Source organism: Dehalococcoidia bacterium (assembly GCA_030648205.1).
In the GTDB taxonomy this organism is placed as follows: domain Bacteria; phylum Chloroflexota; class Dehalococcoidia; order JAUSIH01; family JAUSIH01; genus JAUSIH01.
Window position 1 is genome coordinate 13,348 of record JAUSIH010000012.1, and the last position, 20,757, is coordinate 34,104.

Genomic DNA, 20,757 nt, shown 5'->3' on the forward strand with positions numbered 1-20,757 from the left:
CCTGAGGCGCTCGCGAGAGGGGATTGTTATGGCGAAGAATCCGGTGGTCGAAAAACCTCCGCTTGATCCCTGGCGCATAGTCGTACAACACAACGACTTCCTGCTCCCCAGCCTTCTCCACATGTTGAGGACGGGTGGGAAAGTCAACGTCTCGCCCTTGTACCAGAGAAGGCTGCGATGGAATCAAGTCAAGAAATCCCGGTTGATTGAGTCGTTTCTCCTCAACATACCGGTGCCACCTGTTTTTCTGGATGAGACACAATACGCTACATACGAAGTGATGGACGGGCAGCAGCGCATTTCCACTATTCGGGAGTTCTTCAATAACCAGTTGGCTTTGAAGGGCTTGCACCTGCGGCCCGACTTGAATAGCAAACGATTTAGCGATTTGTCAAAGGAGACACTAGCACGTATTGAACGACGTTCTCTCTCGGCGATTGTGCTGTTGACAGAGAGCTCTCAGTCTGAAGCAGAATCTTTCCTGCTGCGCCAAGCGGTATTTGAGCGCCTAAATACTGGGGGTCTTCAGCTGAACGCTCAAGAGATTAGGAATTGTCTGCACGCAAGTCCTTTCAATGATCTATTACACGAGCTAGCCGGGAACCAACTTTTTACTCAGGTGTGGGAAATCCCTCCCCATGAGGTCGGTCCGGAAGTGCCCATCACAGGCCCTCTTGCGAAGAACAACCGCTTTCTGGAAATGCAGGATAACGAGTTGGTGCTGCGTTTCTTTGCTTATAGGGATTCTGTCCACATTAAAAGCAGTCCAAAGAGTACATTGGATGAGTGTATGTCCCGGTATCGCAATGCCTCCAGCAAAGAAATTGCAGAGTTGAAGTGCCTTTTCCTTGACGCGCTTCAGCTATCGTATGACGTCTATGGAAAACATACCTTCCGACTGCCCCCGAAAAAAGGGCGAGCGGTTGGTACCCTGTCTAGCCCTCTTTATGATGCTGTCATGGTGGCGATGTCGAGGTTCCGGTCGAATGCGGATGAGGTAAGACAACGCGCGGCCACGGTCGCGGAAGAGACTGCCTCTGCTCTGAGTGACCGCGAGAGCGAGTTTTACGCTTTGGTAGTGGGTAGGCCAAATACAAAACAGGCGACGAAAGACCGAGCCAACGCCATGACCTTTGTTATTCAGGGTGCCATCTCGACTTCCACATAAGTCGGCACGTATGCAAACCGCACTCACGGAGTTCCTGCGGGATGTAGATGAGGTCAAAGTTTACCTTGATTTATTGCAAGGCGTGATGGATTTTGCAGTTGCAACGACTCCCGCCGTCGAAGATGCTCACGCTGGGGGCTTAGCCCAACGGGCGCGCGACGCCGGAACGCCAGCTATTCAAATAGGCCATGACGGTGCGTTGTTAACTTTGTCAGCCAGCTTTGAGGAATTCGTGGCGAATTTGGTGAGTCGCTACGCCGAAGGTCTGCCCACCGTGATTAAGAACTACAGTAGCCTACCTGAGAAATTTCGGCGAGCGCACGAGCGATTTACGGGAGAAGTTCTCAGTCGTTTTCCCAACGACCGTGTGCGGGCTTTTGTTCCAGAGGTTTTGGTACGAAATCTTTACAACTGCTATCAAGACGCGGTGCCATATAAACTGAATGGGCAAGCTGTGGCACTGACGGACAACAACATTAGCGGATCTGAACTGGCGACAGTGTTTACACGTGTAGGAATCAGCAAAGTCTGGGAGAAAGTCGGCAAAAAAACTCAGGTAAGGGATTGGTTCGGGGCGACTAGCGCCGAGGATGTTGGAGCAGGAGCAAAGAACAAACTAGACCAATTCGTGATTGACCGTAATCATACCATCCATAGGGGCGCTGAATACCGCCCAATTGGCCCAGACTCCCTGAAGTCATACCTAGGCTATTTCAGCGTTTTGGCACCTGTTCTTGTGACGGTCTGCGAAGACCAACTGCGAACGCTTGAGCGCAGATAACGTTCAGGCGCTACTGAGATTCGACAGGAGCCCAAAGCATGTTAGTTGGTACTGGCAAATGGACCTACTCAGGGATTGGGGAGCCAACTTGACCTGCTCCCAGTTTTAGATCCACCCATATAGGAGAGCCCCCCGGGGTTTTCTCCGTAGCCCGCTCGGCGAACTCGTTGGGGTTCAAGTTGCCGAGGGCGCTGTGGGGACGGACGCCATTGTAGTCCTGGTGCCAGGGTGAGAGCCGCTTCCGGCCTAGACCGGCTCCAGATTGATGTCGCCGCTCCTGCCGCCGCTCTTGCGGACCAGTCGCACGCTCTCGATGCGCATGCCCCGGTCCACCGCCTTGCACATGTCGTAGATGGTCAGCGCGGCCACGGAGACGGCCACCAGCGCCTCCATCTCCACGCCCGTCTTGCCGACGGTGGTGGCGGTGGCCGCGATGTCCACGGCGTTGCGTAGGGCGTCCAGACGGAACTCCACGGACACGTCGGTCAGGAGCAGCGGATGGCACAGCGGGATGAGTGTGGAGGTCTGCTTGGCCGCCATGACGCCGGCCACTCGCGCCACGGCGAGCACGTCGCCCTTCTCGGCTTTGCCATCGCGAATGAGGGCCAGCGTGGCGGGCTGCATGAGCACCGAGCCTCTGGCGACGGCGATGCGCTCCGTGTCCGGCTTCTGGGTCACGTCCACCATGCGGGCGCGGCCTTCCGCGTCCAGGTGACTGAGCCGGGGCGGGACTGGCCTGTCCTCCTCGTACGCGGGCTGCGGACGACGCGACCCCGGCGCTACCAGCCGCGGCTCCGAAGACGGATGGGACGCCGCCTGCTTGGGCGCGCGCTTGTCCGCGGGCGCGGTCTTTCCGGGGAAGGACGTGGTGGCCAGGCGCATCTGGTCCTGCGCGAGGGCGTTGGCCTCCTCGTTCCACCGATCGCCCGCGTGCCCCTCCACCCATTCCCAGCGGACGTCTCGCTCCCCGACAAGCTCGTCCAGCCGCGCCCACAGGTCGCGGTTGACGTTGCGCTTCCAGTTGCGCGTCATGGTCTTGACCAGGTACTCGCTGTCACTGTGGATGATGACGGGCGCTCCGCCAGGCGGAGTGCGCTCCAGGCCCTTGATGGCGGCGGTCATCTCCATGCGATTGTTGGTGGTGGCCGCCTCAAAGCCCGATATGCGCTGGACGTCGCCGTCGCGGAGGATGACAACGGCCCAGCCGCCCGGGCCGGGATTGCCGAGACAGGCGCCGTCGGTGTAGATGGTGTAGGTGTTCGTCATGGCGCTAGACCATCCTTATCGAGAGTATGGCTGACGCTCCCCCAGTCCCCCGTCGGGAGTGCGCTAGTCGGCCCGTTCCAGCAAATCTACTGGAGGAGGCCAACCGACGGAAGGCAAAAGGGTAAAGAGGCACCGCGTGGCTACCCGCCGATCTGGTACATCTCCACCTTGCGGCCCGCCCGCTCGGCCTCCGTGAGCAGCGTCCGCACCTCCGAGTATCGGTCGGTGCGCGCGCGCCACGTGCCGGTGACGATCTCCGTCAGCTCCTCGTCAGTGGCGCCGGCGCGCAGCGGGCCGCGCAGGTCGCGGCCCTGGGTGGCGAACAGGCAAGTGAACAGCTTGCCGTCCGTGGAGAGGCGGGCGCGAGTGCAGGCGCGGCAGAAGGGGCGGGTGACGGACGCGATGATGCCGATCTCGCCGCCGCCGTCCACGTAGCGGAATCGCTCGGCCACCTCGCCCGGATAGCGGGGCGGGACAGGCTCTATGGGCATCGCCGCGTTGATGCGCTTGAATATCTCGGCGGCGGGGACAACCTGGTCCATCCTCCAGCCGTTCAGATTCCCCACGTCCATGTACTCAATGAAGCGGAGGACGTGCCCGGCGCCTTTGAAGTGGCGCGCCAAGTCAACGATGGTGTGGTCGTTCACACCCCGCTGCGCGACGGCGTTGATCTTGATGGGGCGCAGGCCCACTTCCTCCGCCCGGCGGATGCCGCGCAGCACCGGCCCTGTGCCGATATTCCGCCCGTTCATCCGACCGAAGACCGCGTCGTCCAGGCTGTCCAGGCTGACCGTGATGCGCCGGAGCCCGGCGTCCTTCAACGCCTGCGCCTGCTGCTCCAGCAGGAAGCCGTTGGTGGTCAGCGTAAGGTCGTCCACGCCCGGGACATCAGCCAGCATGGCGATCAGCTTGGACAGGTCATGCCGGAGGAGAGGCTCGCCGCCCGTGAGGCGGAGCTTGGTCACGCCCAGCCCGGCGAACACGCGGACTAGACGAGTAATCTCCTCAAAGGTGAGTATCTCCGACCGGGGGAGGAACTGGTACCGCTCGCCATAGACCTCCGCGGGCATGCAGTACGGACAGCGGAAGTTGCACCTGTCCGTAACCGAGATACGGAGGTCTCTGAGCAGCCTGCCCAGCGTGTCCCGCGTCATGTCCTGTCCGCCCTCTCCCATCAACAGCTATCAATCAGCCCCGCGAGGCGGGGCGCCATGATTGCGTCCGCGGTGCGTCGCGCATACTATCTTATCATCGCTCCCGCCCGACTGCATCCGCTCTGTCCAGCGCCGCAGGCAAGAGCATATCTCCACCCATGTTCATGACACGCCCGCCTGTCGCTGCGAGGGATCGCCCAGCCACTCGGCCCAGACCTTCAGCAGAGCGCGCGCCTTCCGCGCGGCGCGGCCCCGGTGGCTCAGGTGATTCTTGGCCGAAGGCGGCAGCTCGCCCATCGTTTTGTCCAGTTCGGACAGGTAGAATACCGGGTCGTAGCCCCATCCTCCACGCCCGCGCGGCTCCCGCGTGATGACGCCGTCCACGTAGCCCTGGCAGATGTCCGCCAGGCCGTCCGGCAGGGCGATGGCGATGACGCAACGGAAGCGCGCCATGCGCCGGGCCTCTGGCACGCCGCCCAGCTTGCGCAGCAGGAGCGCGTTGCGCTGCGCGTCTGACGCGCCCTCGCCCGCGAAGCGCGCCGAGCGGACGCCCGGCTCGCCGCCCAGGGCGTCCACGAAGAGTCCGGAGTCGTCGGCCAGGGCCAGGAGATTGCCCGCCCGCGCGTAGGCACACGCCTTCAGCAGGGCGTTCTCCTCCAGCGTCGCGCCCGTCTCCTCGGGCACGTGCGTCACGCCCACATCGGCGGGCGTCAGCAGTTCGAAAGACGCCCCCCGCAGGAGCAGCCGGTACTCGCCGACCTTGCCGGGGTTATTGGTCGCCAGCAGCAGCCGGGGGAGCGTGGCCTGTACTCGCTTCGCCATACGTCACCGCTACCTTTATTCCCGCCGCCGCTCTGACGACGGACGGGAGGAGTCCTATCACAGAATTATAGCCTCATCCCACGCGGAAGCACCTTTACCGACGCCGATTGACGCCGTCTGTGATAAACAGTACAATCCGTGACATCGTTCCTTTTTTCTCGATCCTGCATGTAGCGGCAGGGGGCGGCGAGACGCGGCGAAAGCCAGCCGCCAGAGCAATAGAGGTGTGATGGCTCGCACTATAGGCAGAACATCCCCCACCCCGATTCCAGAAGTCGTTATCATGCGGCTCCCTGTCTACATGCGCGCCCTCTCAAACCTCTTGAGCAAGGGCACGGAAGTGGTCAGTTCCCAGGGTCTCGGCGACCAGCTTGGGGTCACGCCCGCCCAAATCCGCAAGGACTTCAGCTACTTCGGCCGGTTCGGCAAGCAGGGGCGCGGCTACAACGTCCGCTATCTGCTCAGCGAGCTCCGGCAAATCCTGGGCCTTCAGCGCGAGTGGCACACCGCCCTCATAGGCGTGGGACGCCTGGGACGCGCCATCATCGGCTACCCCGGGTTCGCCCCCGAGGGCTTCAAAATGGCCGTGGCCTTTGACGTAAACCCGGAGCAGGTCGCCACGAGTATCGGCGACATCCCCGTCTTGAGCATGGCGGAACTTGAACCGACGCTTGTCCGCCTCAACATCCAGATCGCCATCGTCGCCGTCCCCGCCTCGGAGGCTCAGGCGGTCATTGACCGGCTGGTGAAGTGCAACATCAAGGCCATCCTCAACTACGCGCCCGTGCAGCCGCAGGTGCCGCCGGATGTGCATGTGCGCAACATTGACCCCGTGCTGGCGCTTCAGTCCATGACGTACTACCTGAAGCAGATGGCGAACGGCCTGTCCTCCGCGGTGCCCTAAGCGCCTCTCCGCACAGAGAAGAAAAGCCCCTCGCTCAAGCGAGGGGCTTTCTGTTTGTCACGGCTGGCCGGATGGTGGGCTACCCTTCCGTGCGCGCGCCCGACCCGCGTCGGCGGCGCGCCACCTTGAGCCGCACCACCGCGCGGCGCAGCGCCGACTCGGCGAGGCGCAGGTCCTCCGGCGCAAGTTTTCCCTTCATGCGCTCTTCGGCGCTTTTCATGGCCGCCTCCGCGCGGCTGGCGTCAATCTCCTCCGCGCGCTCCGCGGCGTCAGCCAGAACGGTCACCTTGTCCGGCCGGACCTCCAGGAAGCCGCCCGTCACCACAATAGAGGACTCCTCGCCCTTCTTGCGGAGCCTGATTTCCCCGGGCTGAATGACCGTCAGAAGCGGCGCGTGGCGCGGCAGCACAGCGAGCTCGCCCTCCACGCCAGGCACGATGACTACGTCCACATCGTCCTGAAAGACGATGCGCTCGGCAGTGACCAGTTCAAATCTGATGGGCATTGGACCTTATCCCCCTGCCCCCTTCTCCTGAGAGTGAAAGGGGGGCAATTGAAACTGGCAGACTTAGCGCGCCGTGCCAGCCGCCATGGCCTTGGCCTTCTCGACCGCTTCATCAATGGTGCCGACCATGAAGAACGCCTGCTCCGGCAGGCTGTCGTGCTTGCCGTCCAGGATTTCCTTGAAGCCGCGCACCGTCTCCTTGATGGGCACGTACGCGCCCTTGATACCCGTGAACGTCTCAGCCACGTACATGGGCTGCGACAGGAAGCGCTGGATGCGGCGCGCCCGCGCCACGATGACCTTGTCCTCCTCCGACAGCTCCTCGACGCCCAGGATGGCGATGACGTCCTGGAGGTCGCGGTACCGCTGGAGCACGCGCTGCAGGCCGCGGGCCACGTTGTAGTGCTCCTCGCCAACGATCTTCGGGTCCAGGATGCGGCTGGTGGACGCCAGAGGGTCCACGGCGGGGTACAAGCCCTGCTCGGCGATGGCGCGCTCCAGCGCGATCACGGCGTCCAGGTGGCCGAAGGTGGTCACGATGCCCGGGTCGGTATAGTCGTCGGCGGGGACGTAAATGGCCTGGAACGAGGTGATGGAGCCTTTATGCGTGGACGTGATGCGCTCCTCCAGGGCGCCCATCTCCGTACCCAGGGTGGGCTGATAGCCCACGGCGGAGGGCATGCGGCCCAGAAGAGCGGACACCTCGGATCCCGCCAGGATGTACCGATAGATGTTGTCAATGAAGAGCAGCACGTCCTGCCCCTCGGTGTCGCGGAAGTACTCCGCCATGGTCAGGCCGGTCAGGGCGATGCGCAGGCGCACGCCGGGCGGCTCGTTCATCTGGCCAAAGACCAGGACGGTGTTCTTGAGGACTCCGGACGCCTTCATCTCGTTCCAGAGATCGTTGCCCTCACGGGAGCGCTCGCCCACGCCGGCGAAGACCGAGAAGCCCTTGTGCACGTTGGCGATGTTGCGGATAAGCTCCTGGATGATGACCGTCTTGCCGACGCCCGCGCCACCGAAGGCGCCCACCTTGCCGCCTTTGGTGAAGGGCGCAACCAAGTCAACGACCTTCAGGCCCGTCTCCAGCATCTCGGTGCTTGTGGCCTGCTCTTCGAACGCGGGGGGCAGTCTGTGAATGGGCAGCCGCACCTCGGCCTGAACAGGGCCCAGGGAGTCCAGCGGCTCGCCCAGCACGTTGAAGAGACGGCCCAGGGATGTCCTGCCCACGGGTACGGTGATGGGGGCGCCGGTGTCCACCGCCTCCGTGCCACGGGCGAGGCCCTCCGTCGCGCCCAGGGCCAGGCAGCGCACCCAGTTGTTGCCGATGTGCTGCTCCACCTCCAAGACCAGCGTGTGTCCGTCAAAGGCCACATCGACAGCGTTGTTGATGGCTGGCAGCGCGTCCGGGGGGAACTCCGCGTCCACCACCGTGCCGATGACCTGAACTATCTTGCCCTTCGTGCCTTTAGCCATGAAAGCTCTCCTCGAGAACCGTAGATATCGTATGCAGTGCTACCGAGGCAGCGGCGTGCGCGTCCCCGGGCCGAACTGAGCGTACCCGGCGTCCACCGCCGCTCGAATCTCTTTAAGCGACTTGCCCTGCTCCCACATTCCCTTCGCGTCCCGCGCGATGCCGATGCAGGTGCTTCAGCCCGCCGCGTGGATGTCGTATGTCACCTTCCCGTCAGGCGCTATCGCCTGGATGAAACAGTCCCTATTGCTGGTGTGCCCAACGGACACGCAGCCGCAATAGCACGGAAGGTACTGCAGTACCTCAGGGTGCGCCACGGCAAAAGCGTAGGTGTCCTGGACCTGCGCGGGGGCCTTCTGCATCCACGGCGGCATGTCCGGCGGCGTCGCCGCGGGGCTGCACCCCGCGAGTGCGATGGCAACGACCGCCAAGCCAGCCAGGACGCCCATTCGACGCTTCATGCTCCTAGCCCTTCTCCAGGGACGCCACGCCACCCACAATGTCCAGCAGCTCCTTGGTTATCATCTCCTGGCGGACCTTGTTCCGCAGGAGCGTCAGCTCGTTAATCATGTCCAGCGCGTTCTCCGTGGCGCTACGCATGGCCACCATCCGCGCCGACTGCTCGCTGGCCCGGGCCTCCAGGAGCGCATGGTATATCTGCATCTCCAGGAAGCGCGGCAGAAGAGCGTCCAACACGACTGCCGGATTCGGCTCGTAGATATAGCCCACCTGCTGCCTGCCCTCCATTTTGGCGGGCTCGACGGGCAGTATCTGCTGCAACACGGGCCGCTGGATCAGGGTGTTGACAAACTCCGTGTACGACAGGTACACCCTGTCCACGTAGCCGCTGGTGTAGTCGTCCCGCACGATCTTGGCGATGGGCAGGATGTCGTTCACCGTCGGGTAGTCGGCCGTGCCCACGAAGACGGCGCGCAGCTCCTGGCCCGTGCGGTGCATGAAGTCCCGCCCCTTGCGTCCCACGGCGACCACACTGATGGGCTTCCGCTGCTCCAGGATGAAGCCGGCCGCGCGCCGGTTGACGTTGCCGTTGAGAGCGCCGCAGAGGCCGCGGTCCGTCGTCACGTGCACAATCTGAATGCGCCTGACCTCCGGATGCACCTTGAGGAGGGGATGGATGTCCTCTTCCTCTTTGCGCTGGGCCATGAGGTGCGCCATGACGTCCAGTATCTTCTCCGAGTACGGACGCGCCGCCAGCGTCAACTGCTGGGCCTTCCGCATCTTGGACGCGGCGATCATTTCCATGGCCTTGGTTATCTTGGCCGTGCTCTGAACGCTACGGATGCGTCGTCGTAGTTGCCGGATATTGAGCATGAGTGGACTCTGTCTCCGTCCTCGCGGTCTGGCGCTACTTCAGCGCGGCGATGACCTCGTCTGACTTGGTGATGGTCGCCAGGAAGGGCAGCGCGCTCTTCAGCGCCATCTCGTGGGCATCCTTGCTGGCCGCCGCGCAGCAGTCCTCAACGACAAAAACGTTGTAACCCTGGTCGGAGGCGTCCCGCGCGGTGCCTTCCACCACGAAGTTGGTGCCGACGCCCATCAGGATGAGCGTGCGCACACCTTTGGCGCGCAGGATGGCGCCCAAGTCGGAGCCGTAGAAGGCGCTGATGCCGTGCTTGGTCACCACAGGCTCGCCGGGCAGCGGGGCCACGTCGGGATGGACCTGCACGCCCCAGGAACCCTCGATCAGAGCGCCCATCTGCGCCACCGCCTGCCACATGCCGCAGTTGATGGCCCGCTCCGGATAGCCCTTGCGGTACTTGACAGACACATGCGCCACAAGCACGTTCGCCTTGCGGGCCGCGTCCAGGACGCGCCGGGCCTTGGAGAGCACTCTTCTGTCCTTGACCTGCGCGGCAAAGCCAAAGTCCTTGAACGCGCCGCGCTCGTCCACAATATCGTTCGTCAGGTCCAGCGCCAGGACCGCCGTCTGCGTCTTGTCAATGGCCAGAGCCATAAGCCTCACTCTCCCGTCACTCACGTCTGAGGGCGACGCCCTATCAGACCTTCCAGGTCTGCTTGAACTCCTGGATGTCCTTCTTCAGGGCCTCCTCCACTTCGGGCTTGATGTCCCTGTCCCCCTTGATGGACTTGCCCACGTTCGGCTTCTGGGTCTCCATGAACTTCAGGAAGGCTGTCTCAAACGCCCTCACCTTGTCCAGGGGCACCTCGTCGAAGTAGCCGTTGACGCCCGCGTACAGGACCATTACCTGCTGCTCCACGGAGTATGGCTGGTACTGGGGCTGCTTCAGCAGCTCCGTCAGGCGCTGGCCGCGCTCCAACTGGGAGCGGGTCGCCTTGTCCAGGTCCGCAGTCCCGAACTGGGCGAAGGCGGCAAGCTCGCGGAACTGGGCCAGGTCAATGCGCATGCGGCCCGCAACCTTCTTCATGGCCCGCGTCTGCGCAGCGCCGCCCACGCGGCTGACCGAAAGGCCCGCGTTCACCGCGGGGCGGGTGCCTCCGTTGAACAGATCCGCTTCCAGGTATATCTGGCCGTCGGTGATGGAGATGACGTTCGTCGGAATGTAGGCGGAGACGTCGCCGGCCTGGGTCTCGATGATGGGCAGCGCGGTCAGCGAGCCGCCTCCGTACTGCGGCTCCAGCTTCGCGGCCCGCTCCAGCAGGCGGCTGTGCAGGTAGAAGACGTCGCCCGGATACGCCTCGCGGCCCGGCGGCCTGCGGAGAAGCAACGATGCCTGGCGATAGGCCCAGGCGTGCTTGGACAGGTCGTCGTACACAATCAGGGCGTCCTTGCCCCGCGCCATGATCTCCTCGCCGATGGCGCAGCCGGCGTACGGGGCCAGGTACTGCAGCGGAGCGGGGTCCGCTGAGTTGGCGACAACGATAATGGTGTGCTCCATCGCCCCGTACTGCTCCAGCGTCGCCACCGTCTGCACCACTTTGGACGCCTTCTGGCCGATGGCGACGTAGATGCAGGTCAGGTCGCCGCCCTTCTGGTTGATAATGGTGTCCAGGGCGATGGCCGTCTTACCCGTAAAGCGGTCGCCGATGATCAGCTCGCGCTGGCCGCGCCCGATGGGAATCATGGCGTCAATGGCCTTAATGCCCGTCTGGACGGGCGTGTCCACCGACTTCCGCTTGGTCACGTCGGGAGCGATACGCTCCACCGGATACATCTGCGTGGTCTTGACAGGCCCCTTGCCATCCATAGGCTTGCCCAGGGGGTCAATGACGCGGCCCACAAGCTCCGGGCCCACGGGCACCTCGGCCACGCGTCCGGTGCTCTTGACCTGATCGCCCTCTTTAATGCGTTCAGACTCGCCCAGGAGGATGGCGCCCACGGTGTCCTCCTCCAGGTTGAACGCCAGGCCGATGATGTCATGGGGAAACTGGAGCAGCTCACCGTACTTGGCGCCGGTAAGCCCGTAGACGCGGGCGATGCCATCGCCCACCTCCACCACGGTGCCCACGTTCACCATGCGGGCGCCCGTGTCGAAATCCTCTATCTGGCGCCGGATGATGGAGGATATGTCCTGTCCGCTGACTGCCATAGTCCCTTACCCCCAGGCCCGCAATTGTCGGTTTGTTGAGCAGAGCCGTCTTCGGCTTCTGCATGCGCCGGCCCGCTGGCCGGTCAAGACTTGTCTCCTTTGTTCTAGGCCCCCTGCCCCGCCAGGCTCTGGCGCAGCCGCTCCAGCCGCGTGCGCGTGCTGCCGTCCAGCAGCCGGTCGCCGATGCGCACCACAAGCCCGCCCACGATGGCCGGGTCCACGGACGCGGTCGTCTGGACCTGCTTATCGCCCGCCAGCCCCTTGAGCCTGGCGGCCAGCTCCAGCACCTCGGCGTCGCTGAGCGCGATGGCCGTGGTGACCTGGGCGCGAATGACGCCCTGCCAGGCGTCCAGCAGCCGCTGGTACTCCCTCATGACACCCGTCGCCAGGGCCGCCCGCCTGCGCCGCACGAGAAGGCGCACGAAGTTGTAGCCAAAGGGCCGTAGCTGCGGCAGCGCCTTCTTCAGGATGGCCTCTTTGTCCGCCAGCAGCACATTCGGGTTGTCCATGACGCCGAGGAACACGGGGTCGCCGAAGACCTCCGCCACGGCATCCAGATCGGCCTTCCAGACGTCCAACTCATTGCGCTCCCGCGCCAGGTCAAAGACAGCCTGCGCGTAGCGCTTGGACGATGATAGGAGTAGCTTTCTCGGCACGTTGCCCCGCCCCGCGTCGGCGACCCTTCAGAGCGGCCACCGCGCAGTCCTGAGTTTAGTTGTTACGCAGCTTGGCGCTCTCCTCGAGCACCTCGTTGATGAGACCTTTGTGGGCTTCCTTGTCCAGCCGGATGCGAATGATCTTTTCCGCCGCGACGACGGCGAGGTCAGCGAACTGCAGCCGCACCTGCTCTATGGCGGCGTCCCGCTCGCGGTGTATCTCCGCGCGGGCGCGGGCGACGATCTCATCCGCCTCTTTGCGGGCGCGCTCGTGCTCCTCTGTCCGCAGCCGTTCGCCGGCCTGGATGGCCTTGTTCACGAGGGACTGGGCCTCCTGCCGGGCCTCGTCCAGACGCTTCTTGACTTCCTGCTCGCTGCGGGCCGCCTCCTGCTTAATGCGCTCGGCGTTTTCCATGCTTTCCTTGATCCGCCGACTGCGCTCGTCCAGCATCTTGATGACGGGCTTGTACGCCACGGCGGACAGGATAAACAACAAGAGCAGGAAGTTAATAACCTGCGCGATAAGCCCTGTTAAGTTTATGCCTAGGGCTTCCACGGCCTACTCCTTGCGGTGCACTTTCCGGCGGGCCGCTGTCCGGCCCGCGCACGCTCCCCGGCCAAGCTACACGAACTTGATCAGAAGCGCCACGACCAGCGCGTAAATCGCGATGGCTTCCGCGAAGACGATGCCCAGGATCATGTTGACCTGGATGGCGGGCTGCGCCTCCGGGTTGCGTCCCAGGGCTTCCATTGCCTTCGCGGCCAGCAGGCCAATGGCCAAGCCCGGGCCTAGCGTGCCCAAACCGATAGCTAGCGCCGCCGCCAGTTGTCGAAGACCAGCATCCGTCATTGAACGTCCTCCTTCTTATCCCAGACCGAGCCCTGAGGGCTTCGTTTCTCAGCTACCGGGACACCGTGCGACACAGCCACCTGCCGCCTCGTCTAGTGATGGGCCTCCGCCGCCTCGCCGCCCTCGTGATGGCCCTTGTGGTCCTCTCCGTGGCTTGCCACCGCCATCACACCGAAGATGAGGGTAAGGAAGGCGAACACGAAGGCCTGCATGAAACCGACGAACAACTCCAGACCGTAGAACACCAGGACAAAGACCAGGGGCACCAGGAACGTGATAACGATGAGAAGGACCTCGCCCGCGAAGACGTTGCCGAAAAGTCGGAAGGTGAAGCTGATGACGCGGGCAAGCTCGCTGACAATCTCCAGGAGGCCGATGGCCAAGTCTATGATGCCATTGAATATCTCCCCCCGGAGGAGCCTGCGCACGTTGAAGAATTTGGACAGGTACATGGGGCCGAGGGACTGGAACCCCCACATCTCGATGAAGACCAGGGCCACCAGGGCCAGGGCCAGCGGCGTGTTCAAGTCCGTGTTGGCGCTGCGAAAGAACGGCACCAGGATGGGTTTCGCATGGGCAGCCTCGCCGGACGCGGGCGCACCGTGCTCGGACGCCTCCTTCGGCTTCTCGGCGGCCTCGCCGCCGGGCAGCATGAGCGCCACGTCCAAGCCCGCCACGTTCACCGTGGTGAAAGACGTGGCGTGCACCTCCTCGGCTTTCTCCTTCCCGAACTGGACCTGCGCGTCCCGCACGACCCCGATGGTGCCGAAGCCGGGGAGCAGGCCCATCCAGTTGGAGACCAGAACGAAGAGGAAGATGGTCATCACCACGGGGAAGAACCGGCGGCCCCACTTCTTGCCCGCGACGCCCTCGACGAAGTTCAGCATCGTCTCGATAAAGGTCTCAAGGAGATTCTGGACGCCACGGGGCACGAGCCGCATGCGCCGGGTCACCAGAATGGCGAAAACCGCAAGGACGACGACGGTTACCCAGGAGGCCATGATGCTGTTCGTGAAGCGCAGGCTGCCGGCCTGGAAGACCCATTCGGCGGCGGGGTCAATGTGGGGGATAGGGCCTTTAAGGAAGATGAAGCCCGCGGCAACCAATCCGAGGACTGCGAGGACGAGCAGAAGTTTGCCCTTCGTGGTGGAGAGCAGACCGCCCACTACTTGTTCTCCTTCGCCTTGCCACCGGCGGAGTTATCCCCCTTTACAACACGGGAGATCACTCGTATCAGTCCCAGGAAAGCCCCTGCGATTCCGAGGAAAAGGCCCACCAGCATAAACAGGGGCCGCGTACCGAGCCAGTCATCAGCCCAGAGCCCCAGCACCAAGCCCGCCACAAGGCATATCGCGACGTACCATCCGAGGCCTATGTAGCGGAGCGCACTCCGGGCTCTATCCCAGTCCACGTTGCTGACCCCGATTGCGCAGTATATCACAAGTTCCCCAGGACCTGTCAACGCCAAAAAGCGAGAGTCGCAAGTCCTCGCCGCGCGCAGCCATCCGCGCCCGACAGGCAGGGGACGCGCGCACTCTAGGGCGCGGGACAACCGCCCCAACAGCCCGCCTACTTTGGCATCAGCCCCAGTTGCGCCATCATGCCTGCCACGTCGAAGTACCGGTGCTCCTCCGCGATAAGGCCGTTGCTGTTGACGCGGAAGAAGCTGAGCCTCACCTTCAGGAAGGCTTGTCGTCCTTGCCCAGGCGCTGAATGGCGCCACGTATACGTCTCCACATACTATTCAGATTGACAAGGGCCTGCGGACCTGGCGGCTGATGCCCGTACCGGACCCGGACATACGCCTCTGTTACAGACTTCAGCGCATCGTTCTCCACAGGAAGCGCCTGGGACATCCTGACGTGATACTCGTAGGGAGTTTCCTCTCGCGCTCGTACTATTCCCGCCTGCTCGCCAACCCAAAGCAGACGACGATATATTTCCCGCACGTCCAGGTCTTGCTGGTCTTCCGCCAGGTTGCTCGCCGCGTGCGGCCCGCGTCTGGACCCGCCACCTTTGTTCTTTCGTTGAAAACGGGCCAGGAAGGCGCGCAATAGGCCCTTGACATCATTCCTGAAATTTTCCCACGTCCACAGCGACTCATTGATCTCCTCGATGCCTTCCTCCTCACGACGGCTCCAATACCGGAAGACCGCCCGCGCCAGAAGGTACAGGACCAGGGCGCTCAGAGCCGCTACAAGGCCCCATTTTGCAAGCAGAAGCAATTCGGGGGGAAGAGAGCGTGGCTGCTGCCCCTCCGTAAGACGTCGCATGTCGGAAAAGTCGGGCGGCTGGAATGGCTCTGGCGTCCTGCCTCCTCTAAGCAGACTGACCAGGAAACGCAGCACAAATTCCAACAAAGCGACGACAATCCCCAATGGAAAGCCGATGGCATATAACACGACGAGAAGCAACCCGTCCGCGAGCACGCCCAAGGGCTGCGTCAGGAAAGCAATCAGGTCAAAGGAGACAATGCTGGCCAGCCCTATGCCCATGAGTACTATCGCGAGGGCCGCGCCGACGAGAAGCGCCAGCCAGCGCCGAGCCAGGTAATCGGGAATCTCCTGACGGCGTTTTATCTCCTCCTGTACCGCGAGGAAGTTGCTGAGCGCCAGCGCCACCAGGGCTGCGAGAAAGTAACCGGCAATGTAGGCCCCCGCCACGGGCGACGCTCCCGCGAATACACGCCCACCGAAGATGCGCCAAAGGACCATGAGGCAGACCAGGCCGCTTAGACCGATCAGAAACGTCCTATACAATCCATCAAACGCGAGGGTTTCCCTGCCCAAAACGATCCCCCGCCACACTAAGTACACGCCGAATACGAGGGCGCCTATGATGACGGAGGCGTGAGTACTAACGTATTCCAGCCAGTGCATGTCCCAGAGAAGGTAGCCCGCGCCGTGCCGCAGACGCACAGCAAGCACAAGCGCCAGGACAGCGCTGACCAGGATGGCGACGCGCGCCGCGCCAACGCCCCAGCGCCGAGACAGGGCGTACCGAGTGGCGCCGCACGCTAACCCCATCAAACCAATGGAGAGCAAGAAGGTCAACGGAGGGCCCGCCCAGCCCAGCGAGTCCCATGTGCTGAACCAGAGCACCCACGGATACACAGCCAGCGTCTCCATGATGAGAGCGCTCGCCGTGAGGACCGCGGAGGTGATGAATCCCTGGCTCCCGAGTCGCCCACGGACTGAATGCGCTACGCGCAGAAGTTGTGTGAGACTATTGCGCATGGTCGTTTTCCGTCTTCAACGGTAATACCGGATTGTGCGGCAAACGCTCATCGTCGTCCTAGACCTTAGGCTCAAGGTGCACGTCCGCCATCTCGCGCCAGTACACATCGTCTGAGACGTGATACACGGTGAGACCGTCCAGCGAAGGCAACGGCGTTTCGTCGCCCACATGCACCAGGGCTACTCGACGGCCCGCGCGCCGGAATCTGAGCATGGAGGCCAGCAACGCCTCCGTCGGCGCGGCTGAAATAACCACCAGCGTCGCGCCCCAGGGAAGGGAGCGAGCTTCCTGCTCGACAAGCTGACTCATGCTCACCATTTCATAGGGAGAGACATGGGCAAGCGCCTCGAGGACCTGGAGAAACTGGTCGGGGTGGCTCGAAGGCGGGAGCTTTATCAGGTGGTTGGAATGCTGGTAGAACTGGTTCGCGTAGAGACCCACCCGAAAACCGTTGTCCACCGCGAACTTGGCGAGAGATGCGGCCGCAAGAACGCCGACCTCCAGTCGTTGCTCCACGACCCCCCATAGCGGGTACTTCAACGTCCGCACATCCAGGAATAGGCCAAAGTCCACGGTTGTCGTCGGCTCGAATACCTTCGACTGCAGACGCCCCGTGCGGGCAGACGCCTTCCAATGGATATAGCGTTGCGGGTCGCCTGCCGCATAGTCCCTGGTGGTGACGACGCGAACGGGGTCCTGAAAGAGGTGGCGTCTTACACGCAGGTCTCCGAAGGGGTCTTTGGACGGAATCCCCAGGTTGTCCAGTGGAACAATCTTTGGATAGACCAGCAGGTGATCGGCGTCGGGGAACGTCATATCCTTTTGGAAGAAGCCGAACAGGTCACCCGACCGGACGCGCGTTGGCCCGAACGCGAAGTACCCCCGGCGCGGACAACTGAAGCGATACCGGCGGACGCGACGGTGGTAAGCGCCCAGAGAGAGAAACTGCGACAGGATGGCGCGTGTCGGCTGATCAGAGGGATAGACCTTGCTCGTGATGAACGTGACGTCCCTGGGCACCTCCTCGGTTATCTGAAGCCAGGGCATCGGGAGAAGCTTCCTGTTCGCAACGCCGACCTCAAGCGTCACCTCCTCTCCCCAAAACGCCCGGGCGGCGCTGAGGTGGCGCCTGTACTCCACGCGCTCGAAAACGAAGCGGGCCCAGAGACGAGCGACGCCGCCAGTTATGAGAAAGAGCAGCGCGATAAGCAGGAGCGGGGCCTGACGCAGGACAGCGGCCCCCAGGAAAAGCAGAATGCTGACCAGAAACCAGGCATCACCCATCATTCATGTCAACCTGCTACGACCCGCTCTTTTGCCCGCCAGCGTCCTCCAGCGGCACGGGAGTGCTCTTCAAAACATCCTGAATTATTTCGTCAGACGTGTGCCCCTTGAGACGACTCTGCGCCTTGGCGATGACCCGGTGGCCCAGCACAAACGGCACCAGGCATTTCACATCGTCGGGGATGACGTATGCGCGTCCCCGTATGGCCGCCAAAGTCTGACTTGCGCGGTAGAGACCCAGCATCGCTCGCGGACTCGCCCCCAACTCTGTCTGGGGATGCTGCCTGGTCGCGTGCACCAGCTTGATAAGGTATCCCTCCACGTCCGGGTCAACGAGGACCGCGCGGCATGCTTCCTGCAACGGAAGAAGCCCTTCCGCCGAGACAACGGGGCGCAGGCTCTGCAACGGGTTAGCCTGCCGGAAGCGCGCCAGGAGGGTCCTGTCCTCATCGGCGCTGGGGTAGCCCATGCGCAGACGCAGGAGGAAGCGGTCCATCTGCGCCTCCGGCAACGGGAAGGTGCCCTCCAATTCAATCGGATTCTGCGTGGCGAGTACGAGGAACGGGCGGGGCAGGAGCTTGGTTACCCCTTCCACGGTGACCTGCCGCTCCTCCATCGCCTCCAGAAACGCGGACTGCGTACGGGGCGTCGCACGGTTGATTTCGTCCGCCAGCACAATCTGGGCAAAAACGGGGCCTGGCCGGAATTCAAACCCACCCGACTGCTGATTGAACACATGCGTCCCGGTGACGTCCGACGGCAATAGGTCGGGAGTGCACTGGATGCGGTGAAACGTGCATCCCAGGGAACGGGCGACAGTCCGGGCCAGCAGGGTCTTGCCAGTCCCCGGGACGTCCTCGATGAGCACATGGCCCTCGCACAGTATAGCGACAAGGACAAGCTCCACTGTTGGGCTTTTCCCCACGATGACCTTTTCGATGCTCTGGCGTACGGAAGCAGCTGCGCCGCCAATCTGCTCAATCCCTGTTGTGACCATACGCAACTTCTCTCCGCTGCAATGTCCACCACGAATGTCGTTGACTAAAATGTCCCGAGCATGGCGCGAGGCAGCATGCACACAGCGCGCTAAGGATAACAGGTCGCGCAGGGATCACGCGGGCCTGGCAGGCCCCTCAGCGGCCGGCAGCCATAGTGTGAATGCGCTGCCCTTGCCCAGCTCGCTCTCCACGCCCACGCGTCCACCGTGCGCTTCCACGATCGCGCGCACCAGCGCCAGTCCCAGGCCCGCGCCACCCTGCCGCCTTGAGCGCGCCGTGTCCACTCGGTAGAACCTCTCCCAGATGCGCGGCAGGCTCTCCGGCGGTATGCCCTGGCCGGTATCCAGGACGGAGACCTCGGCGCCGCCGTCCCTCTCCCTGGCGCGCAGCGTGACGTTGCCACCGGTTGGCGTGTATTGAATAGCGTTGTCCAGCAAGTTGCGGACCACGGAGCGCATGGCGTCCACATTCACCCGTACTGGTGGCAAATGGGGTGGCACTTCAACGTGCAGCGCCAGTCCCGCCGCATTCGCAAGAGCGCCGATCTCGTCCGCCATATCGTACAGCAACGGAGCGAGGTCCACAGTTGCTTTGGGCAGATCTCCGCCGCGGTCCAGCCGCGTCAGCGCCAGCAGGTGCTCCACCAGCCGCTGCAGGTGCTCCACCTCCCGCGCAAGCTGCGGCAGCTAGCGCTGGCACAGCGCGGCGTCCTCCGCGCCGTGCTTTTGCAGCATCTCCAGGCGCAGGCGGATACCCGTCAGCGGCGTCCGCAGCTCATGGGCGCGTCCGCGACGAATCCCTGCTGGCACGCCAGCATATCCTGCACCTGTTCCGCCATGCGATTGAACGCCCTGCCGAGCCGTTCAATCTCGTCCGGCCCGTCAGGCCGCACGCGCTGGGGCAGGTCGCCGCCGGCCATCGCCTCCGTCACGCCCGTAAGCTTCCCCACCGGTCTGGCTATCTGCCGGGCCAGCAGCACGCTGGCGAGGGTTGTCGCCAGGAGCGCGACGCCGCCCGCCAGCGCTAGGCCCGTCCATATTCCGCCAATCTCCGCGTAAAGCGGGGCCGTCGGGACGGAGAGTTGAACGACGCCCGCGATCCTCCGCTCATCGTGATAGACCGGCGCGGCTACAAAGAGGTGTTCCTGACCGTCAGAATCGGGCCGAATGTCGAAACGCACCGCGCCACGCAGCGCGTCGCTAAGCTCGGGAGCGTCAGAGGCGTGTCAACAACCTCTTGACACCATACACCACACCCTATTGGCGTGCGGCTTCAGAGGCTGGGGTTGATTGCCTGTCAATCAGAGGCCGGGTAGAACGAGGCTCTAATGCGGGCACCGGCTCAGTATGCGTACCCATGCGCAGTTGCTGACATTGCAGGACTGAGCGCTATTCGGACCGGCGGACGCGGCTGCGGCGGCGCGCGGCCCGGCGCTGCTTCTCGCGGGCGGCCTCACCCTTGGAGACGAAGAAACGCTTGCTCTTCGCCTCCCGCAGGATGCCGGAGCGCTGGACCTTGGTAGTGAATCGCTTGAGCAGACTCTCCTGGGTCTCGCCTTCGCGCAATGTAACGTCCAAAGGAAGTTCCTTTCCAGGCATCCCAGGCAGACAAAGGACAAGGGGCTATGGTTTAACCATAGCCCCTGCCTCTCACCGGTTCGGGTGGTTAAACCCTAGCGGTAGGATGTCTGCTGGGTCTTGCGAAAACAGTCGCTGCAGTACACGGGCTTGGTGCCGCGGGGCTGGAACGGGACCTGCGTCTGCTTGCCGCACGTGGCGCAGACAGCAGGGAACATTTCGCGCCGGGCGGGCCGATCCCCGTAGCCGCCGCCACCACCACTGTCGCCGCGCTGCGCCTTGCGGGCGTCGCGACACGTCGGGCACCGCTTGGGCTCGTTCGTGTAGCCGCGCTGCGCAAACAGTTCCTGCTCGCTGGCGCTAAACGAAAACGTCGCGCCGCAGTCGGAGCAAGTAAGCGTCTTGTCGGTGTAGCTCATGGATGACCTCCTTCCTCTGAGTAGTTGGTTCCAGGGAGGCCATCCGTACCGAGGTAAGTCGGGGGGGACGAAACCAGCGCAGGAAACCACCGGTACTCATCATACACGCTTTCAAAAGATAACGCAAGTCAA

General features: G+C 63.2%; 24 protein-coding genes and 1 pseudogene. 3 read left to right on the forward strand and 22 right to left on the reverse strand.

The window, feature by feature from the left end; genetic code table 11:
• Positions 1-28: 28 nt before the first annotated feature.
• A complete protein-coding gene (locus Q7T26_01350; protein MDO8530805.1) occupies positions 29-1,168 on the forward strand; it encodes a DUF262 domain-containing protein in 1,140 nt (379 codons plus the stop codon).
• Between the two features lie 10 nt (positions 1,169-1,178).
• The gene (locus Q7T26_01355; GenBank protein ID MDO8530806.1) at positions 1,179-1,949 is read left to right on the forward strand and encodes a HEPN domain-containing protein; all 771 of its coding nucleotides are present in this window, start codon (positions 1,179-1,181) and stop codon (positions 1,947-1,949) included.
• Positions 1,950-2,195: 246 nt separating this feature from the next.
• Here Q7T26_01355 and moaC read toward each other — a convergent pair whose 3' ends face one another.
• The 4 genes and pseudogenes from moaC to rdgB form a co-directional block, all read right to left on the reverse strand.
• Positions 2,196-2,660 carry a cyclic pyranopterin monophosphate synthase MoaC gene (gene moaC / locus Q7T26_01360; protein ID MDO8530807.1) on the reverse strand — a complete coding sequence of 155 codons (465 nt, stop codon included), beginning with the start codon at positions 2,658-2,660 and terminating at the stop codon, positions 2,196-2,198.
• A gap of 180 nt (positions 2,661-2,840) precedes the next feature.
• Positions 2,841-3,215, reverse strand: a pseudogene (locus tag Q7T26_01365) (ribonuclease H).
• Positions 3,216-3,355: 140 nt separating this feature from the next.
• Positions 3,356-4,369, reverse strand: coding sequence for a GTP 3',8-cyclase MoaA (moaA, locus tag Q7T26_01370; protein ID MDO8530808.1), 1,014 nt, complete (start codon positions 4,367-4,369; stop codon positions 3,356-3,358).
• A gap of 162 nt (positions 4,370-4,531) precedes the next feature.
• Positions 4,532-5,191 (reverse strand): RdgB/HAM1 family non-canonical purine NTP pyrophosphatase, encoded by a 660-nt coding sequence (gene rdgB, locus Q7T26_01375; protein ID MDO8530809.1) that lies wholly within the window; start codon positions 5,189-5,191, stop codon positions 4,532-4,534.
• Between the two features lie 229 nt (positions 5,192-5,420).
• Here rdgB and Q7T26_01380 point away from each other — a divergent pair, with 229 nt between their 5' ends.
• Positions 5,421-6,095: a redox-sensing transcriptional repressor Rex gene (locus Q7T26_01380; GenBank protein ID MDO8530810.1), complete on the forward strand. Its 675-nt coding sequence runs from the start codon at positions 5,421-5,423 to the stop codon at positions 6,093-6,095.
• Positions 6,096-6,174: 79 nt separating this feature from the next.
• Here the strand turns inward: Q7T26_01380 and Q7T26_01385 are convergent, their stop codons facing one another.
• The 18 genes from Q7T26_01385 to Q7T26_01470 all read right to left on the reverse strand — a co-directional run bounded on the left by Q7T26_01385 (position 6,175) and on the right by Q7T26_01470 (position 20,625).
• Positions 6,175-6,600 (reverse strand): F0F1 ATP synthase subunit epsilon, encoded by a 426-nt coding sequence (locus tag Q7T26_01385; protein ID MDO8530811.1) that lies wholly within the window; start codon positions 6,598-6,600, stop codon positions 6,175-6,177.
• A gap of 63 nt (positions 6,601-6,663) precedes the next feature.
• Positions 6,664-8,076, reverse strand: coding sequence for a F0F1 ATP synthase subunit beta (gene atpD / locus Q7T26_01390; GenBank protein MDO8530812.1), 1,413 nt, complete (start codon positions 8,074-8,076; stop codon positions 6,664-6,666).
• 39 nt (positions 8,077-8,115) lie between these two features.
• Positions 8,116-8,448 (reverse strand): PCYCGC motif-containing (lipo)protein, encoded by a 333-nt coding sequence (locus tag Q7T26_01395; protein ID MDO8530813.1) that lies wholly within the window; start codon positions 8,446-8,448, stop codon positions 8,116-8,118.
• A gap of 91 nt (positions 8,449-8,539) precedes the next feature.
• Positions 8,540-9,406, reverse strand: coding sequence for an ATP synthase F1 subunit gamma (gene atpG / locus Q7T26_01400; protein ID MDO8530814.1), 867 nt, complete (start codon positions 9,404-9,406; stop codon positions 8,540-8,542).
• A 34-nt stretch (positions 9,407-9,440) separates the two neighbouring features.
• A complete protein-coding gene (locus tag Q7T26_01405) occupies positions 9,441-10,049 on the reverse strand; it encodes an isochorismatase family cysteine hydrolase (GenBank protein ID MDO8530815.1) in 609 nt (202 codons plus the stop codon).
• Positions 10,050-10,092: 43 nt separating this feature from the next.
• Entirely contained in the window at positions 10,093-11,604 is a 1,512-nt protein-coding gene (atpA, locus tag Q7T26_01410; protein MDO8530816.1) for a F0F1 ATP synthase subunit alpha, read from the reverse strand.
• 104 nt (positions 11,605-11,708) lie between these two features.
• Entirely contained in the window at positions 11,709-12,260 is a 552-nt protein-coding gene (gene atpH / locus Q7T26_01415) for an ATP synthase F1 subunit delta (protein MDO8530817.1), read from the reverse strand.
• A gap of 55 nt (positions 12,261-12,315) precedes the next feature.
• The gene (gene atpF, locus Q7T26_01420; protein MDO8530818.1) at positions 12,316-12,816 is read right to left on the reverse strand and encodes a F0F1 ATP synthase subunit B; all 501 of its coding nucleotides are present in this window, start codon (positions 12,814-12,816) and stop codon (positions 12,316-12,318) included.
• A gap of 66 nt (positions 12,817-12,882) precedes the next feature.
• Positions 12,883-13,110: an ATP synthase F0 subunit C gene (gene atpE / locus Q7T26_01425; protein ID MDO8530819.1), complete on the reverse strand. Its 228-nt coding sequence runs from the start codon at positions 13,108-13,110 to the stop codon at positions 12,883-12,885.
• Positions 13,111-13,202: 92 nt separating this feature from the next.
• Positions 13,203-14,276 carry a F0F1 ATP synthase subunit A gene (locus tag Q7T26_01430; protein MDO8530820.1) on the reverse strand — a complete coding sequence of 358 codons (1,074 nt, stop codon included), beginning with the start codon at positions 14,274-14,276 and terminating at the stop codon, positions 13,203-13,205.
• Positions 14,276-14,521 (reverse strand): AtpZ/AtpI family protein, encoded by a 246-nt coding sequence (locus Q7T26_01435; GenBank protein MDO8530821.1) that lies wholly within the window; start codon positions 14,519-14,521, stop codon positions 14,276-14,278. Before Q7T26_01435 ends, Q7T26_01430 begins: the two co-directional genes overlap by 1 nt.
• A 268-nt stretch (positions 14,522-14,789) precedes the next feature.
• Complete coding sequence (locus tag Q7T26_01440) at positions 14,790-16,346, reverse strand: DUF4129 domain-containing protein (protein ID MDO8530822.1); 1,557 nt, start codon at positions 16,344-16,346, stop codon at positions 14,790-14,792.
• A 58-nt stretch (positions 16,347-16,404) separates the two neighbouring features.
• Positions 16,405-17,634, reverse strand: a complete 1,230-nt coding sequence (locus tag Q7T26_01445) for a DUF58 domain-containing protein (GenBank protein ID MDO8530823.1) — start codon at positions 17,632-17,634, stop codon at positions 16,405-16,407.
• Between the two features lie 13 nt (positions 17,635-17,647).
• Positions 17,648-18,628 (reverse strand): MoxR family ATPase, encoded by a 981-nt coding sequence (locus tag Q7T26_01450; protein MDO8530824.1) that lies wholly within the window; start codon positions 18,626-18,628, stop codon positions 17,648-17,650.
• Between the two features lie 114 nt (positions 18,629-18,742).
• Positions 18,743-19,294, reverse strand: coding sequence for an ATP-binding protein (locus Q7T26_01455; GenBank protein ID MDO8530825.1), 552 nt, complete (start codon positions 19,292-19,294; stop codon positions 18,743-18,745).
• A gap of 92 nt (positions 19,295-19,386) precedes the next feature.
• Positions 19,387-19,809 (reverse strand): HAMP domain-containing protein, encoded by a 423-nt coding sequence (locus Q7T26_01460; protein MDO8530826.1) that lies wholly within the window; start codon positions 19,807-19,809, stop codon positions 19,387-19,389.
• Between the two features lie 208 nt (positions 19,810-20,017).
• Positions 20,018-20,206, reverse strand: coding sequence for a 30S ribosomal protein S21 (rpsU, locus tag Q7T26_01465; GenBank protein ID MDO8530827.1), 189 nt, complete (start codon positions 20,204-20,206; stop codon positions 20,018-20,020).
• A gap of 95 nt (positions 20,207-20,301) precedes the next feature.
• On the reverse strand, positions 20,302-20,625 hold the full coding sequence (locus Q7T26_01470; protein ID MDO8530828.1) for a zinc-ribbon domain containing protein: 324 nt from the start codon (positions 20,623-20,625) through the stop codon (positions 20,302-20,304).
• Positions 20,626-20,757 lie beyond the last annotated feature (132 nt).

What these genes read in the sequence shown, in the direction of transcription:
- Q7T26_01350 (MDO8530805.1), top strand. Translation starts at nt 29, where the DNA reads ATGGCGAAGAATCCGGTGGTCGAAAAACCTCCGCTTGATCCCTGGCGC.
- Q7T26_01355 (MDO8530806.1), top strand. Translation starts at nt 1,179, where the DNA reads ATGCAAACCGCACTCACGGAGTTCCTGCGGGATGTAGATGAGGTCAAA.
- moaA (MDO8530808.1), bottom strand. Translation starts at nt 4,369, where the DNA reads ATGACGCGGGACACGCTGGGCAGGCTGCTCAGAGACCTCCGTATCTCG.
- rdgB (MDO8530809.1), bottom strand. Translation starts at nt 5,191, where the DNA reads ATGGCGAAGCGAGTACAGGCCACGCTCCCCCGGCTGCTGCTGGCGACC.
- Q7T26_01380 (MDO8530810.1), top strand. Translation starts at nt 5,421, where the DNA reads ATGGCTCGCACTATAGGCAGAACATCCCCCACCCCGATTCCAGAAGTC.
- Q7T26_01385 (MDO8530811.1), bottom strand. Translation starts at nt 6,600, where the DNA reads ATGCCCATCAGATTTGAACTGGTCACTGCCGAGCGCATCGTCTTTCAG.
- atpD (MDO8530812.1), bottom strand. Translation starts at nt 8,076, where the DNA reads ATGGCTAAAGGCACGAAGGGCAAGATAGTTCAGGTCATCGGCACGGTG.
- atpG (MDO8530814.1), bottom strand. Translation starts at nt 9,406, where the DNA reads ATGCTCAATATCCGGCAACTACGACGACGCATCCGTAGCGTTCAGAGC.
- Q7T26_01405 (MDO8530815.1), bottom strand. Translation starts at nt 10,049, where the DNA reads ATGGCTCTGGCCATTGACAAGACGCAGACGGCGGTCCTGGCGCTGGAC.
- atpA (MDO8530816.1), bottom strand. Translation starts at nt 11,604, where the DNA reads ATGGCAGTCAGCGGACAGGACATATCCTCCATCATCCGGCGCCAGATA.
- atpE (MDO8530819.1), bottom strand. Translation starts at nt 13,110, where the DNA reads ATGACGGATGCTGGTCTTCGACAACTGGCGGCGGCGCTAGCTATCGGT.
- Q7T26_01440 (MDO8530822.1), bottom strand. Translation starts at nt 16,346, where the DNA reads ATGCGCAATAGTCTCACACAACTTCTGCGCGTAGCGCATTCAGTCCGT.
- Q7T26_01445 (MDO8530823.1), bottom strand. Translation starts at nt 17,634, where the DNA reads ATGATGGGTGATGCCTGGTTTCTGGTCAGCATTCTGCTTTTCCTGGGG.
- Q7T26_01450 (MDO8530824.1), bottom strand. Translation starts at nt 18,628, where the DNA reads ATGGTCACAACAGGGATTGAGCAGATTGGCGGCGCAGCTGCTTCCGTA.
- Q7T26_01470 (MDO8530828.1), bottom strand. Translation starts at nt 20,625, where the DNA reads ATGAGCTACACCGACAAGACGCTTACTTGCTCCGACTGCGGCGCGACG.